This is a genomic window from Lactiplantibacillus pingfangensis, assembly GCF_005404945.1.
GTDB lineage: Bacteria > Bacillota > Bacilli > Lactobacillales > Lactobacillaceae > Lactiplantibacillus > Lactiplantibacillus pingfangensis.
This window is the reverse complement of the sequence record NZ_BJDG01000003.1, coordinates 70,626-85,285: the sequence shown is the minus strand read 5'-3', so window position 1 is coordinate 85,285 and position 14,660 is coordinate 70,626. Positions and strand designations below refer to the sequence as shown.

The window sequence follows — 14,660 nt, the reverse complement described above, 5'->3', positions numbered from 1 at the left end:
TTTGGATAATGACACCTTAAAAACATATCTAACAGAGAACTCACAAGTCGTCAGCATTTTTATGGAAAAATGTACTGATTATTTAAACAAGCAAAATATGGACCGCTTGCCCGCGCGTCGTTTTAATGAAGCAGAAATTGATCGGCAAGCCGACAAGATGCTTGATGAAGTGATTGAAAACATCCGTGGAAAAATTGCGCCGCATACGCGTGAACAAACACCAAAAGCTTGGGCAAATTTTCTCAGCGAAAATGACGTCTTAGATGATTTAGAGCTGTCTATGACGGAACTATCGTTTGAACAGGAAGATTAATTTCGACTAATAAAAAGTTGAGAGGTAAAAATTGCCACTTCCGGTTGCTCCCGATAACATGCGGTCGTGGGACCGTCCGTGGGGTAAAATCGGCAAGAACGGCCGATTAACACCACCATCACGACCGATGCTATCAGCAGCAACCTCCAGCTAATCAAAGTGGACTAGGTTCAGCGAAGACAATCAGACTCGTTGTACTATATCGGTAAGATTGGCCGTCTAATCTTACTGGGTTATCGGCTTTGAATCGAATTCACAGACAGTCCCTTTGCTGTTTTAGGACCATTTACGTTATAACAATTAGCCTAGCTGGCCTCTTTTCGCTACAAATGTACTAGTACGACAGCATTTATTGGTAATTTACGTCTTTTAACCTTTAATCCACTATAAAAAAATGCAACAAAAGGCAAAATACCGCCTTCTGTTGCATTTTTATGATGCCGCTAAAATTTCACAGGCAACAAGACTCGTAAACACTGTCATGTAGGCGACGGGCACCGCCAAATTAGTGGTGATTCCGCTCCGGTATGCTTCCGCTAAACCTAGCCTAAAAACAGTTAAATTAGCTGGAAGTCGCCGTTGATGGCATCGGTCGTGAAGGTGGCGTTGGGTCGGCATGATTCTTGCCGGCGTTACGCCACGGACGGTCCGGGACACTTGCGCTTTCTGCAAGGGTTGCGGGCGAGGGCCAAGATGATCCTGGCTTGGACCGTTCCCACGGCCGCATGTCATCAGTGGCGACTGGAAGCGGCACTATCAACTAATCTTCATATCCTTAATCATTGACATGGCAGTAGTTACTAGCAATTTTGATTTTTCACCCTTTATGATGCTGCTAAACCGTTATAAATTTGTGTCAGGTTCCAGCGCATCATTTGATAATAGGTCGCACCAGTTGAACCAGCAGCACCTAGTGAATCCGTATATAGTGTTGCCTTGATTGGCAGCTCCGTTTCTTGTGATAATTTCTGCATTGACTTCGGCGAGACCGACGTTTCAACAAATAAATTTTTCACATTGGCCTGGCGAATCTTTTTGATCACGGCCTGCATCTGTTCCGGTGTCCCCTGCGATTCCGTATTAACTTCCCAAATATACGCGGCCTGAATCTGATACGCCGCCGCAAAATATTTAAAGGCACCTTCAGAAGTCACCAGCAATCGTTGCGCCTCGGGTAACTTGGCAAATTTTGCCTGCGAACTTTGATGCAACTTTTGTAACTTCGACTGATAGGCCTCGGCATTTCGCCGATAAAACGCCGCATTAGCAGGATCTTTTTGCTCCAAAACTTGACTAATGGTTGCGACATATTGCTGACCATTCGCCAAGTCGAGCCAGGCATGTGGGTCAGGTTCATGACGATTGGTCGTTAAATAGCGAACGGATACGCCTTGACTGGCCGCAAAGACGTCTTCATTAAAAGTCTTTTTCGATGACTTGACCAATTTCTTGAACCAGCCGTTACCACCAGTTTCCAATTGTAAGCCATTATAGAACACCACATCTGCATCCGCAGTCGCAGTAATGTCGGTCGGTTGCGGCTCATACTCATGTGGATCAGTTCCCCGTTTCACGATTGAGTACGCCTCAACCTTGTCGCCACCAACTTGCTTGACCATATCATCCAAAATTGAATTCGTGCTGACGACGCGCAACTTTCCTGGTCGTCGGACCATTTCAGCTTCAACTTGTTGTCGCTGTTGTAAAAACATTGCCACCCCGGTAATCAGAGCAACGACTGCTAAAACAGCAACGAGATTTTTCTTCATGCTGCCACCCGCCTTGGCCGCCGTAAATTGGTGATCAGCGCTTGTTTTGGCGAAATCACGAATGAGATCCCAAAAATAATCGCTGCAATCAGCACAATTGCCGGACCCGAAGCCCAGTTCAAAGTATAACTAAAGTACAAGCCAATCACAGACGCTACTGCCCCATTCGTGGCGGCCAAGATGAGCATCGTCGCTAACTTTTCCGTCCAGAGGAACGCCGTGGCCGCAGGTGTAATTAACATTGCGACGACTAAAATAATCCCAACCGTTTGCAACGCCGAAACCGTCACTAGCGTTAAAACGAGCATTAGGCCATAGTGCAGCAATTGGACTTTTAAGCCATAGGTCTTCGCGAAGGTTTCATCGAAGGACGTGACTAAGAGTTCTTTGTAGAAAAAGACTACGAATAGGATCACTAGTCCCAGAACAACCACCGTCGTCATAATATCCGTATCACTAACGGCTAAAATATTTCCGAATAGAATATGATGTAAATTCGTGGCACTCTCAGCTAATGAGATCAGGATAAAGCCTAACGCATAAAAGGCCGAGAACACAATCCCAATTGACGTATCTGTTTTTAATTTACTATGACTGGCCACAAATCCAATCAGGCCGGCCGCCAGGAGACCAAAAACTGAGGCACCAATCAACACATTCAGCCCTAACATATAAGCAACTGCGACGCCTGGCAGAACGGCATGAGAAATTGCATCCCCCATCATCGACATCCCGCGCAAAATAATGAAACAGCCAATAATCCCCGACATGACCCCAACCATAATGGCGGTAATTAACGCACTTTGTAAAAAATCATACCGGCCAAGGGCATCAATAAAACTAGCAATCGTGGTCATAAGGCTACCCCCTTCGTCGCGGTAAACAAGACTTTTGACAGATCAGAACTAAACGTTTTGGCAATATTTTCGGGCTGATAAACTTTGGCCACCGGACCCGCGTCAACAATACCATGATTTAAAATCACCAAGTCATCAAAGTAACATGAGACCTTATTTAAGTCATGGTGAACGACAATAATCGTTTTACCCGCATCACGCCACTGCTTCAAAATCGCCATGATTGCCGTTTCACTTTGCAAGTCGATACCTACAAAGGGTTCATCTAAAATAATAATCTCTGCTTGTTGCACGATTGCCCGGGCCACGAAGACCCGTTGTAATTGACCACCAGATAGATTTCCAATCTGCCGGTCGGCAAACGCACTCAGGCCGACTTGGTCTAAGGCGGCTAAGCTTGCAGCCCGTTCAGGCTTCCCTGGCCGCCGAAATAGCCCCAATTGGCCATAGGTTCCCGTCAGAACGACTTCAAAGACCGTGATGGGAAAAGTTAAGTCTAAGTCCTTACGTTGCTCAACATACGCCAATTGACGTTGAAATTGTTTGATTGGGCGACCATTATAAGTCGTCGTTCCGGATTGTGATCTAATCAGGCCAAGCATGGCCTTGATTAAGGTTGATTTTCCCGCACCGTTGGGTCCAATGATTCCAGTGATTTTGCCGGCGTTAAACTGAACGGCAACATCAGTTAAAACTGGTGTGTCATCGTAAGCCACGGTCAGGTTCTGAATGTCTAACATTTTTGAGCCCTCCGTTGATTGTCGGTTACTTACCATCTTAACTCCTAGTCTAACCGATAATTAACGTCCATGCAAATAATTGTTAGGTATTGCTAACTTTATTTAAAAATCTGGTTAAACTTACACTAACTTTTCCACGACTTCTAAAATACCAGCGATTCCGTTCGCAAATCTTGGCATCATCGACCCTTTTTCTGATAGACTGTTAAAAAATCCTCGGAGGAATATGACGATGCCAATTAATTTTAAACAAGTCCTCAGCTCGAAAGAATTTCTCGGATCATTTAATCGTTGGTTTATCGGTACAATCAGTCTGGTCTATCTGGGATTAGCCGTCAGTGTCACGTGGACGAAACCCATGTGGCTGATTTTGATCGTTACTTATGCCCAATGCGGCCTAATTCAGTTGATTAAATGTAAGCGTCCTCATTTATCAACAGCCCAACCAGCACCCGTGCTGAGGTCAACCATTACTAATCTCGCGCTCCTATTGGCCATTTTACTGGCCTTGAGTTACGCGACCGTCTTGATGTTTGCAAGCAACCCGAGCTGGCAGTTATTGCAACAACTCGGCCTGGCTGCACTAATTTGTGGCTGTTTACTAGCGGCTAACTTAATTGTGTTAAAACGTTTGCTGCCACCGGCTGAAAATGACGACTAATAGCCAGTTGTTTTGACATCGAGCATCGCAATCGGGCAAAAAATGGGCTAATTGTTAACAACGTAAAACCAATTAAACGTAAGACTTTGCCGACTTTGCAATCATTTCAACAAATTTGTGCCGACAAAAAACACCCGCCCAAATGGACGAGTGCTCTTTTTGGATTCAGAAAATAAAGGTGAGCACCAATTACTCGGCATTGATACCAAATGATTAGCACCCAGCCTTCTTTCTCAAATATTCATTTCATCACAAAAGTCACAAATTGTCGAAACTAATCCTGACTGTACTGTCTGGTAACAGTCGGCCTGAAATAGCTACGTAGCCATCTTAAAATACCTTGATAACACCATGCAAAGACCGTAGCGCCCATAAATACCAATACATATGCCACCAACAAGTGTAGTGCATCTGGTTTAAGCAAGTGAAGTTTTAATATGGCACCCAAAAAAATCGGATGTACTAAATAAATTGGTAATGAAAGTTCGCTAATTAGCTTAAGCGTTTTTGATAACTTTGTTAGTTTCAACCCACGAATAATTAAAAATAATCCGCTTGCTTGAAGCATAATCCATAAATTAACATTAGCCTGAAATGCCTGATTCAAATGACCTGCAACTATGGACTGGCTTTCAGTCCCAATAATAATTACGACTGTACCGATAAATGCCCCCACACCTGCAAGCCACATTTTTGCTGTATTAATAGATAATTGCGTCAATGCATATCCCAGCACAAAATAAAATACAAATCCCGACATTAAATTAACCTGGAACGCATGAATTAAACTCAGCAACACGTTATCTGGTCGCAAAAATTCCTGTATGGTAACAGGCAAAACTGTGAAAAGTCCACCTAGACCTAATGCCCACCACATTAATTTCATGTTGGTCACTATCGGCCGAAGTAGTGGTGCAACCAGGTAGCAACCAGGTAGCAACCAATCGTAACGTAAAGAAACCATAAATGAAATGCACCAAGTATTAATGTATGCAACGTTATCGCTAGATTTCGTGTAATGGCCCATTCGATTAATGCATAGATACAATTCCATAAAATTAAGGTCACACCAAGTTTAGGTACATATTTTTTGATAATCTTTTGTATGGTTATATTTTTGTTGGGATTTAAAAACAGTGCACCACTAATCATCAAAAATAGTGGCACTGCGGCACGAGTGCACCCATTCAAAATATTTGCCAATGGCCAAATTGCACTTTTGACCGGAAAATCCATCATCTTTGCAGTCACATGTGTCAAAACAACCATCAGACAGCCAATCACTCGAATAAGATCGAGATAAATGACTCGATGATTGACCCCGTTACGCCCACTTAATTCAACATTCTTCATTTTTCCTCCACCTGACCACATTTAACAATCTCAGCAAACAATAACCATGGTATTGTCTAGGGTCAAAAAATCAAAAGTGTATTTCCAAAATCAACACTATTTATATTACTAAAATTTACGGTGCCTTACGCTCCCCGCATATCAACACTTAATACCTTGCACTTCATCTCGAAAAAAAAGCACCCCTCCAAATGGATGAGTGCTCTTTTTGGATTCAGAAAATGTTGATGTAACAACGCTTTTTCTAAAAATACTAACGCTTTGAGAATTGTGAAGCTTTCCGGGCTTTCTTCAAACCTGGCTTCTTACGTTCCTTCATACGAGCGTCACGAGTCAAAAGACCTGCGCGCTTCAAAGGACCGCGGAAATCTGGGTCAACTTCAAGCAATGCCCGAGCGATACCATGACGAGTTGCGCCGGCTTGGCCGTGGAACCCACCACCGATAACGTTAACTAAAACATCATATTGATCAGTTGTTTCAGTTACTTCGAATGGTTGTAACAATTCCTTGCGAATATCTGCAAATGGAATATAGTCTTCAACAGACTTATCATTCATAACAATCTTACCAGAACCTGGTACTAAACGTACGCGGGCGACTGAATCTTTACGACGGCCTGTGCCGCGATATTGTACTTGAGCCAATGTAGTTTCCTCCTTAGATTAAGTTAGTGATGTCCAAAACTTCAGGCTTTTGCGCTTGTTGCGTATGTTCTGCACCAGCATAAACATGCAACTTCAAGCCCATTTTATGACCCAAAGAGTTGTGAGGAAGCATACCCTTAACTGAAGTTTCAATTAATTTTTCGGGTTCCTTTTCACGGAAGTCACCGGCAGTCCGTTCCTTTAGACCACCAGCATAGGCAGTATGGTGATAATAAATCTTCCGTTCTGCCTTCTTACCAGTTAAAGCAATCTTACTTGCATTAATTACAATTACGTTGTCACCAGTATCCACATTAGGTGTGAATGTTGGTTTGTTCTTACCACGTAAGATTGATGCAACGACAGTTGATAAACGACCTAAAGGTAGATCAGTTGCATCAACTACATACCATTTACGATCAATTTCACCTGGTTTAGCCATATATGTTGTACGCACGTTGTGTTCCTCCATTTTCTGTTTTGCTTGACACTCAATAAGATTTCCGGGGCTTATCGTGGGGCAAACAATACCAACGATTAGTTTACCTAATTTAGCCCGAGAAGTCAATAAGTTTTTAAGTCCGCCTGTAACTCAGCTTGGTCATAATACACCTTTTTCATATACAGTCCAGATGCCGGCGCCGTGCCCCGAGCTTGCGCCCGATTCTTGGCAGCAATCAACTGCGGAATGCAGTCAACCTCACGCCGACCTTGCCCAATTTCCATGAGCACGGCAACCATGATACGCACCTGATTATATAAAAAACCACTGCCACAAAATTCAAACTGGATCTCACCATCATCAAGCGCCCAAGCCTTGGCGGAATAAATCTCCCGCACATGGTCGTGTGCCTGCGACCCTGAGGCCACAAAGGTCGTGAAATCATGTTTGCCAACTAAAGCTGGAATGGCTCGCTGAATGCGTTCAATATCGGCCGTAAACTTAAAATGGCCCGTGTAGTTCCGCAAGAACGGATCAACGAACTCATTTTGATACGCCCGGTACCAATAACGCTTACCAACTGTATCATATCGGGCGTGAAAATCAAGGGGCACGCACTCGACTTTTTTCACCAACGTATCTACTGGTAACAAACTATTCAGGCCGCGACGGACCCCTTCAGGATTGATGGCAGTTGGCAAATCAAAATGGACCACTTGACCAAACGCATGCACCCCGGCATCCGTTCGCCCTGCACCGTAGATAATCACCGGCTGGTCGGGATCTTTAGCCATCTTATTGACCGCTTTCGTGAGCACTTGCTCGACGGTCCGCTGGTGGGGTTGGCGTTGAAAGCCGGCAAAATTAGTGCCATCATACGCCAAAGTAATTTTATATCTCGTAACCACTCACAAATTCCTCCATTAACCTAAAAAGGCGGCAAACTTGCCCGCCTTAAAACCTTATGCACGACACAACACTAACACAATCGTCAAAGCAACAAAGCTGACAGTTGCCCAGCTGTCACGTGCTTGCCATTTCAAAATTCGGTACTTACTGCGACCTTCACCGCCCTGATACCCACGTGCTTCCATCGCTGTCGCCAAATCTTCGGCACGATTGAAAGAACTCACAAATAATGGGATGAGCAACGGCACAATGGCCCGCATTTGCTGGAAGATATTACCTTCACCAAAATCGACACCACGGGCTCGCTGCGCATTCATAATTTTTTCAGTTTCATCCATTAGCGTTGGCACGAATCGCAACGCAATGGACAACATCAGCGCAACTTCATAGACGGGAAAATGCACAACTTTTAACGGCATCAAAATATATTCAATGGCATCGGATAATTCCAATGGTGGGGTCGTTAACGTTAAGAGTGTCGACATAAAAATGATCAACACGAAACGACAGAATATATAAATCCCGTTGACTAGCCCTAATTGGCTAATCGTGATAATCCCCCATTTGAAGTAAACGTGACCACCACTACCGCTAAAAAGCACTTGTAAAATCACGGTGAATAAAATTAGCCAGATCAACGGCTTAACGCCATTGATGAAAAACGACCATTTAACCCCAGATAGCTTAATTGCCAGTATGGTGAAGGCAAATAAAATAACATAAGTGAGCCAATTATTCGCAATGAAAATAATTCCGATAAAATAAAAACTCAGTAATAACTTCGCACGAGGATCCATATGATGGATGACCGAGTCCCCTGGAATATAGCGTCCAAAAATCAGTTTATTCATCATGGGATTCAGCACCCCCAAACACGGTCGCTGGCAATTGTTGGACTAAAGCCGCCGCCAATTGGTCTTCAGTTAATGGTACCGGATCAAAGTGCAAGCCCCTGGCCATTAATTGTTGCGCAAATGCCGTGGTCTTTGGTAATCCCAATTGATGGTCAACCAACCACGCTGGGTCCTTAAAAATCTCTTGTGGCGTCCCCGTCTTAACGACGCGCCCTTGGTCCATCACAATCACATGATCCGCATAATTGGCAACATCGTCCATTTGATGGGTCACCAGGACTACCGTGAGGTTTTGCTCTTGCCGTAACCGCGCAAACATCTCCATCATGTCTAACCGTCCCTGAGGATCTAAGCCAGCAGTGGGTTCGTCCAACACCAAAATTTTAGGCTGCATCGCTAGGACGCCCGCGATTGCGACGCGACGCATTTGACCGCCAGAAAGGTCGAATGGTGACCGCTCTAATAGCGAGTCATCTAACCCAACTAGGGTCAACATCTTTTCGGCAGTTTTTAGTGCATCCGCCTCATTAACGCCAAAATTTTGTGGGCCAAAGGCAATGTCCTTCACAACCGTTTCTTCAAATAACTGGTTTTCAGGAAACTGAAACACGATCCCAACTTGTTGGCGCAATGATTTCAAATCTTTATTGCTGGTAGTCGGCGTAATCACTCGATCACCAATGGTCACGGTGCCACTCGTCGGTTTAAGTAACGCATTCAAATGTTGTAATAACGTGGATTTACCGCTACCGGTGTGGCCAATCAGTGCCGTATAGGACCCATCTGGAATGGTCACATTAATATCGGTTAACGCCTTCGTTTCAAAAGGGGTGCCCGGTTGGTAAGTAAAATCTACTTGTTTGAAATCAATTGCCATAACCAGTCTGCCATCCCTTTCTCCGTTAAGTATTCAGCTGGAACTTGAACGCCTTGGCGTTTTAATGCGGCCTTCAGTCGCTCAGCGTACGGCATATCGAGTCCCATTTTAATCAAAGCTGGCCCGTGCTGAAAAATCTCAGCCGGTTGCCCTTCTTCAACTAATTGCCCATCATTAACCACTAACACCCGATTGGCACTCGCAGCCTCATCAATATCATGTGTGATGGATAATACCGTCAAATCTGAGCTGGCCTTCATCTGCTGAATCGTTTGTAGCACTTCGTAACGGCCTTGCGGATCAAGCATCGACGTGGCCTCATCCAAAATGAGAATTCGTGGTCGGGCCGCAATCATCCCGGCTAAGGCGACCCGTTGCTTTTGCCCACCTGATAAGCGCGCCGGTTCACGAGTCGCAAATTCGGCCATACTAACTTGTGCCAAGGCATCATGAACCCGCGTCAACATCTCATCGCGCGGCACCCCTTGGTTTTCCAAGCTGAAAGCCACATCATCTTCGACCGTTGCTCCGACAAATTGATTGTCAGGATTTTGAAAGACCATGCCGATCTTTTTACGAATATCCCAGACGGTCTTTTCGGATAAGACTTGACCATCCACCGTCACCGTTCCGGAAACGGGGGCCAATAACCCATTGATATTTTTCGCCAACGTGGATTTACCGGAGCCGTTATGGCCGACAATTGCCACCCATTCGCCATCCGCCACCGAAAACGATATATCTTTTAACGTTAAGTCATCCGCCGACTGTTGCGGGTAACGATAATTTAAATGTGCAACGTCAATAATCTGACTCACCGTCGTCCCTCATTTCCATAATTTTATGGTTCTAATCATATCACATTCAACCGCGACGATAACTTAAACTATTTCAAATCACTCGCTGGTCCATACGAATAGCCCGTATCACTAAATAGCGAGAACTTTTTCTTCAAATTATTCGACACGTAAACTTTTTTATCTTTAGTGATAAAGATGGCTCCAACGCCTTCGTCGGCTTTACCGTTAATATATTTCATGCCGTCTTTTAACCCTTTATCAAAAGTGGCGGTCGATAACCCGTCACCATCCGTTGACTGTTTCGAAACAATCGACACACCCATTAAATTGTTCTGGAATGGCGCACCGGTCTTAGGGTCCATTAAGTGACTGTAGACTTTCCCATTTTTTCTCAGGAAACGTTCATAAATCCCAGAGGTCACGATTGACATGTTTTTCGCTGGTAATGACCCAATTGAAGTCCCCCGCGATTGCTTAGGATCTTGAATCCCGACAGTCCAATTGCCGGATTTAGTCCCTTTAGGGCTGTCACCCATCACGTAAATATTCCCACCTAAGTCAATAATAGCCGTGGAAACACCGTGATTTAGGAAGTAATTTCGAACTTGATCAGTCATGTAACCTTTGGCGATACCACCAAGATCCAATTGCATGCCTTTCTTCTCTAAGTAAACCGAATGCTTCTTATCGTTTAGCTTCACCTTAGTATAGTCAACTAACTTAACGTTGGTGTCAATTTCCGACTGACTAGGTACCCGCGCGTCCGAAAAACCAATCCGCCAAAGCTGGGTAATTGACCCAATTGCCATATCAAAGGACTCATTGGAGTTCTTACTATAGTAGTAAGCCTTTTTTAAAATTGGATAGACATCTTTGCTGACAACCACGGGATGTTCCCCCGCAGCATTGTTAACTTTGTCGATTTCAGAACCCTTGGCGTTCGTCGTAACTTCCTTAGCTTCCTTTTTCAAAAGCTTGAAGGCGCCATCGACGACCTTGTCTTTACCCTTATTATAAACACGTAAGGTTACGACGGTTCCCATCATAAATTGCGTATCTTCGCTCGGCGTTTGCACCACTTTCGTTGGTTTAGGCCGACTATTCGCCTGCTTGCTAGCCTTGTTTTGACCACAGGCCGTCAATGGCACGACCAATGCGACAATCAATCCTAACTGAATCCATTTTCTCAGTTTCATAATGTGACTTCCCCTTAAATATTTTCAATCGTTATTATACCAAAGTTTCACACCGTTGACCGTCATTTTCGGTGGGGCAACGGGCATTGAATGAAAACAAAAGGCCTGAGACAGATACGCCTCAAGCCTCTAAAAAATAATTAAATGTAATAAGTGCTAGTCAGAGAAGACCATGTTGTCAACTGTGATTGTCTTAGTGTTGCCATTTTGAGCAGCGTTTTGAAGTTGTTCAGCATACAATACGAAGGTATTGGATGATTCAGTAGCACCAGTCACAACGTCAACCTTAGTTGGGTCACTGTTCTTAACCAATGACTTGTTCAAAGCAGGTGTATAAGTCTTAGGATCAGTCTTAGCAATCTTCTTCATTTGCTTGTTGTATGAAGCATCCTTAGTCTTAGACTTGCCATTCTTGTTAACTTGATCATAGTTTGATGCGGTGATCTTGTTATCCTTAACAGTCATTGAGAAGGTAACCTTGTAACCATGTGAGTAGTTCTTTTCGTTCAATTTGTAAGTGCCGTCTTTCATCTTAGCGCCATTGTTAATCTTGATGGTGCTCTTCTTGCCGGCTTGTGCAGCTTGAACTAATTGTTGTGCGTAGTTTTGGAAAGTCTTTGATGATTCAGTTGCACCAGAAACAACGTCAATAGTCCCCACGTTACCAGTAGCAGCCGCGCCTTCTAAGGCCTTGTTCAACTTAGGTTCGTAAGTCTTAGGATTGGTCTTTGAAACTTTCTTCATCTGTTTGTTGTATGAAGCGTCATCAACCTTTGACTTGCCCTTCTTGTTAACTTGGTCATAGTTTGACTTAGTAATCTTACCTTTCTTGTTAACGGTAATACTAAACTTAGTCTTGTAACCATGTGAGTAGTTCTTTTCTTCGAGTTTGTAAGTACCCGCTTTCATCTTTTTACCGGCGGTTAACTTAGCTGTCTTAGCTGAGGCATTTAAACTTGTGAAACTGCCCCCAATACCTGAGAATGCCATTGCTGAAATAGCAACAACTGATGCACTTGTAATAACTGACTTCAACTTCATATTTCCCACTCCTAACCTTTTTGTATGAAAATTCACATTAATCTTAACGTTAATTATCAGCATAGTCAATATGAATTATAAAAATATTAGTATTAAATGCGATAACTATCACATTGGTTGCGCTTTACTATACTTTTATTATAACGCAAAAATTCCAGCTGAGCATAATGTGATTAATTATGCATTCTAATCAATAATTCATAGACAAACGTTTACATTACTTATATAATTGTAAGTGGAATTATTATTTTTTTACATTATTTATTCAAGGGAGTTGTTACGCAATGGCAAAGAAAAATATTGTCGTTGTCGGCGCGGGTTTTGCCGGTGTCTACGCAACAAAGAAATTGGCCAAGCATTTCAAGAAAAATGCCGACGTCGAAATCACGTTGATTGACCGGCATTCGTACTTCACGTATATGACCGAATTACATGAAGTTGCGACAGAACGAGTTGAACCAGAGCATATCCAATACGATTTGCAACGGCTATTCTCTCGTCGCAAGAACGTCCGCCTCGTCACTGACACAGTTACGGGAGTCGACAAGGACAAACAAACCGTCACGACTGAACACGGCAGTTATCAATACGATCAACTGTTAATTAGTTTAGGTGGCGAATCCAATGACTTCGGGACACCCGGAGTTAAAGAACACGGCTTTGAGTTATGGTCATTCGAACAAGCGATGGCCTTACGTGCTCATTTAGCCGATATCATCCGTCGCGGTGCGGCTGAACTTGATCCAGCTAAACGCAAAGCCATGTTGACTTTGACCGTCTGTGGTTCCGGGTTTACCGGTTCCGAATTAGTTGGTGAATTAATTGAATATCGAGATGTGTTAGCTAAGGACAACAAGCTTGACCCTAGTGAAATCACCATTCAATTAGTGGAAGCGGCTCCAACGATCATCAACATGTTAAATCGGACGCAAGCTGGTAAAGCAGCGAAGTACATGACGAAACATGGCGTTGATATTATGACCAATTCCATGATTACGGAAGTCTTTGAAGATCATGTGACCTTGAAAGAAAAGGATGCCATTCCGACCTATACCTTGATTTGGACTGCTGGGGTTCGTGCCAACAGTGTCGTTAAGAACTTTGGGATGGAAACCAACCCTCGTGGTGGTCGTTTGATTGCAAATGAATTCATGCAAGCTAAAGATGCTAAAAACGTCTTCTTGGCTGGTGACTCCACAAGCTATCAAGAACCCGGCCAACCACGGCCAGTCCCACAAATTGTTCAAGGTGCCGAAGAAACGGCTGCTACCGCCGTTCAAGGAATTATCAAGAACATTGATCATGTTGATAAGGAAATCAAACCGTTCCATGGCGCTTATCAAGCTTCTGTGGACTCGATTGGTTCTAAATACGCCGTTGCCCAAGTACTGGATAACTGGAATGTTTCTGGTTTCATCGCGGTCTTGTTAAAGCACGCGATCAACTGGCTCTATTATGTTCAAATTTTCTCTGGCTATTATTTATTCCAGTACTTCATGCACGAATTCTTCCGGACTCGCAACCGTCGTAACGTTTTCCGCGGTTGGACCTCTCGGATGGGTAACGTTTTGTGGAGTGTACCGCTTCGGTTCTTCTACGGCGCGATGTGGCTGTGGGATTGCTGGACTAAGGTTCAAGGTAAGGAATCGTGGTTTGTTGACAAATTACGTTTAACTTCCTTCTCTTGGTTACAAGTTTCTGCAACTAGTGGTGCTAGTGAATCAACCACTAAGGCAGCTAAAGGGATCTTTAGTTTGTCTTACATGTATGGTAAAGACCCATTGCTCGTCTTTGACAAGATGCCAACTTGGTTCGAATCAGTGACGAAAGTCTTCATTCCAAACATGCAAATGGCCTTCTTCTTCCAGAAATTGATGACTTGTGTGGAAATCGCCGTTGCTTTATGTATCTTCTTCGGCCTCTTCACTTGGTTAGCTAATGCCATCACCATTGGCTTAGTGGTTGTCTTCTGCTTGTCAGGGATGTTCTACTGGGTCAACTTATGGATGATCTTCGCTGCCTTAGCTTTAATGAATGGTTCCGGCCGGACATTTGGCTTAGACTTCTGGGTCGTTCCGTGGATGCAAAAACATCTCGGCCACTGGTGGTATGGTAATGTCAGCTCACATTACGATGCTGTCAAAACCCGCTAGATGCGTTATAATTAATTAAATAGTTTCCCGATGGTTCAAGGGTAGCTTT

16 protein-coding genes are annotated in these 14,660 nt (G+C 43.9%); 3 read left to right on the top strand and 13 right to left on the bottom strand.

What is annotated here, in order from left to right; all coding sequences use genetic code 11:
* Window position 1 precedes the first annotated feature (1 nt).
* Window positions 2-313 (top strand): hypothetical protein, encoded by a 312-nt coding sequence (locus FFM74_RS01720; protein ID WP_137624903.1) that lies wholly within the window; start codon window positions 2-4, stop codon window positions 311-313.
* Between the two features lie 824 nt (window positions 314-1,137).
* Here FFM74_RS01720 and FFM74_RS01715 read toward each other — a convergent pair.
* Genes FFM74_RS01715 through FFM74_RS01705 form a run of 3 tightly spaced genes read right to left on the bottom strand, consistent with a single transcriptional unit; the run spans window position 1,138 to window position 3,679 of the window.
* Entirely contained in the window at window positions 1,138-2,082 is a 945-nt protein-coding gene (locus tag FFM74_RS01715) for a metal ABC transporter solute-binding protein, Zn/Mn family (RefSeq protein WP_137624902.1), read from the bottom strand.
* Window positions 2,079-2,939: a metal ABC transporter permease gene (locus FFM74_RS01710; RefSeq protein WP_137624901.1), complete on the bottom strand. Its 861-nt coding sequence runs from the start codon at window positions 2,937-2,939 to the stop codon at window positions 2,079-2,081. The genes FFM74_RS01715 and FFM74_RS01710 overlap by 4 nt, the downstream gene beginning before the upstream one ends.
* Window positions 2,936-3,679, bottom strand: coding sequence for a metal ABC transporter ATP-binding protein (locus FFM74_RS01705; protein WP_137624900.1), 744 nt, complete (start codon window positions 3,677-3,679; stop codon window positions 2,936-2,938). Before FFM74_RS01705 ends, FFM74_RS01710 begins: the two co-directional genes overlap by 4 nt.
* A gap of 232 nt (window positions 3,680-3,911) precedes the next feature.
* On the opposite strand from FFM74_RS01705, the gene FFM74_RS01700 reads away from it, so the two are divergent.
* Window positions 3,912-4,340, top strand: a complete 429-nt coding sequence (locus FFM74_RS01700; RefSeq protein ID WP_137624899.1) for a hypothetical protein — start codon at window positions 3,912-3,914, stop codon at window positions 4,338-4,340.
* 274 nt (window positions 4,341-4,614) lie between these two features.
* Here FFM74_RS01700 and FFM74_RS13810 read toward each other — a convergent pair whose 3' ends face one another.
* The 10 genes from FFM74_RS13810 to pplA form a co-directional block, all read right to left on the bottom strand.
* Window positions 4,615-5,226 carry an acyltransferase family protein gene (locus FFM74_RS13810; RefSeq protein WP_263405146.1) on the bottom strand — a complete coding sequence of 204 codons (612 nt, stop codon included), beginning with the start codon at window positions 5,224-5,226 and terminating at the stop codon, window positions 4,615-4,617.
* 8 nt (window positions 5,227-5,234) lie between these two features.
* The gene (locus FFM74_RS13805) at window positions 5,235-5,693 is read right to left on the bottom strand and encodes an acyltransferase (RefSeq protein ID WP_171000619.1); all 459 of its coding nucleotides are present in this window, start codon (window positions 5,691-5,693) and stop codon (window positions 5,235-5,237) included.
* Between the two features lie 253 nt (window positions 5,694-5,946).
* Window positions 5,947-6,339: a 30S ribosomal protein S9 gene (gene rpsI / locus FFM74_RS01685; protein ID WP_137624896.1), complete on the bottom strand. Its 393-nt coding sequence runs from the start codon at window positions 6,337-6,339 to the stop codon at window positions 5,947-5,949.
* Between the two features lie 13 nt (window positions 6,340-6,352).
* Entirely contained in the window at window positions 6,353-6,796 is a 444-nt protein-coding gene (gene rplM / locus FFM74_RS01680) for a 50S ribosomal protein L13 (RefSeq protein WP_137606020.1), read from the bottom strand.
* Between the two features lie 107 nt (window positions 6,797-6,903).
* Window positions 6,904-7,689 carry a tRNA pseudouridine(38-40) synthase TruA gene (gene truA / locus FFM74_RS01675; protein ID WP_137624895.1) on the bottom strand — a complete coding sequence of 262 codons (786 nt, stop codon included), beginning with the start codon at window positions 7,687-7,689 and terminating at the stop codon, window positions 6,904-6,906.
* Between the two features lie 54 nt (window positions 7,690-7,743).
* Window positions 7,744-8,544: an energy-coupling factor transporter transmembrane component T family protein gene (locus tag FFM74_RS01670; protein ID WP_137624894.1), complete on the bottom strand. Its 801-nt coding sequence runs from the start codon at window positions 8,542-8,544 to the stop codon at window positions 7,744-7,746.
* Window positions 8,534-9,421 (bottom strand): energy-coupling factor ABC transporter ATP-binding protein, encoded by an 888-nt coding sequence (locus tag FFM74_RS01665; protein ID WP_137624893.1) that lies wholly within the window; start codon window positions 9,419-9,421, stop codon window positions 8,534-8,536. The genes FFM74_RS01670 and FFM74_RS01665 overlap by 11 nt, the downstream gene beginning before the upstream one ends.
* The gene (locus tag FFM74_RS01660) at window positions 9,397-10,239 is read right to left on the bottom strand and encodes an energy-coupling factor ABC transporter ATP-binding protein (protein ID WP_137624892.1); all 843 of its coding nucleotides are present in this window, start codon (window positions 10,237-10,239) and stop codon (window positions 9,397-9,399) included. Before FFM74_RS01660 ends, FFM74_RS01665 begins: the two co-directional genes overlap by 25 nt.
* 68 nt (window positions 10,240-10,307) lie before the next feature.
* On the bottom strand, window positions 10,308-11,417 hold the full coding sequence (locus tag FFM74_RS01655; protein WP_137624891.1) for an FAD:protein FMN transferase: 1,110 nt from the start codon (window positions 11,415-11,417) through the stop codon (window positions 10,308-10,310).
* 156 nt (window positions 11,418-11,573) lie between these two features.
* A complete protein-coding gene (gene pplA / locus FFM74_RS01650; RefSeq protein ID WP_137624890.1) occupies window positions 11,574-12,458 on the bottom strand; it encodes an extracellular electron transfer flavoprotein PplA in 885 nt (294 codons plus the stop codon).
* Window positions 12,459-12,742: 284 nt separating this feature from the next.
* Here pplA and FFM74_RS01645 point away from each other — a divergent pair, with 284 nt between their 5' ends.
* On the top strand, window positions 12,743-14,611 hold the full coding sequence (locus FFM74_RS01645) for an NAD(P)/FAD-dependent oxidoreductase (RefSeq protein WP_137624889.1): 1,869 nt from the start codon (window positions 12,743-12,745) through the stop codon (window positions 14,609-14,611).
* Window positions 14,612-14,660 lie beyond the last annotated feature (49 nt).

Bases quoted from the DNA above. Each gene is read 5' to 3' on its own strand.
- FFM74_RS13805 (WP_171000619.1), bottom strand. From the start codon at position 5,693: ATGAAGAATGTTGAATTAAGTGGGCGTAACGGGGTCAATCATCGAGTC.
- FFM74_RS01705 (WP_137624900.1), bottom strand. From the start codon at position 3,679: ATGTTAGACATTCAGAACCTGACCGTGGCTTACGATGACACACCAGTT.
- FFM74_RS01700 (WP_137624899.1), top strand. From the start codon at position 3,912: ATGCCAATTAATTTTAAACAAGTCCTCAGCTCGAAAGAATTTCTCGGA.
- FFM74_RS01665 (WP_137624893.1), bottom strand. From the start codon at position 9,421: ATGGCAATTGATTTCAAACAAGTAGATTTTACTTACCAACCGGGCACC.
- FFM74_RS01715 (WP_137624902.1), bottom strand. From the start codon at position 2,082: ATGAAGAAAAATCTCGTTGCTGTTTTAGCAGTCGTTGCTCTGATTACC.
- FFM74_RS01710 (WP_137624901.1), bottom strand. From the start codon at position 2,939: ATGACCACGATTGCTAGTTTTATTGATGCCCTTGGCCGGTATGATTTT.
- FFM74_RS01645 (WP_137624889.1), top strand. From the start codon at position 12,743: ATGGCAAAGAAAAATATTGTCGTTGTCGGCGCGGGTTTTGCCGGTGTC.
- FFM74_RS01655 (WP_137624891.1), bottom strand. From the start codon at position 11,417: ATGAAACTGAGAAAATGGATTCAGTTAGGATTGATTGTCGCATTGGTC.
- FFM74_RS01670 (WP_137624894.1), bottom strand. From the start codon at position 8,544: ATGATGAATAAACTGATTTTTGGACGCTATATTCCAGGGGACTCGGTC.
- FFM74_RS13810 (WP_263405146.1), bottom strand. From the start codon at position 5,226: ATGAAATTAATGTGGTGGGCATTAGGTCTAGGTGGACTTTTCACAGTT.
- pplA (WP_137624890.1), bottom strand. From the start codon at position 12,458: ATGAAGTTGAAGTCAGTTATTACAAGTGCATCAGTTGTTGCTATTTCA.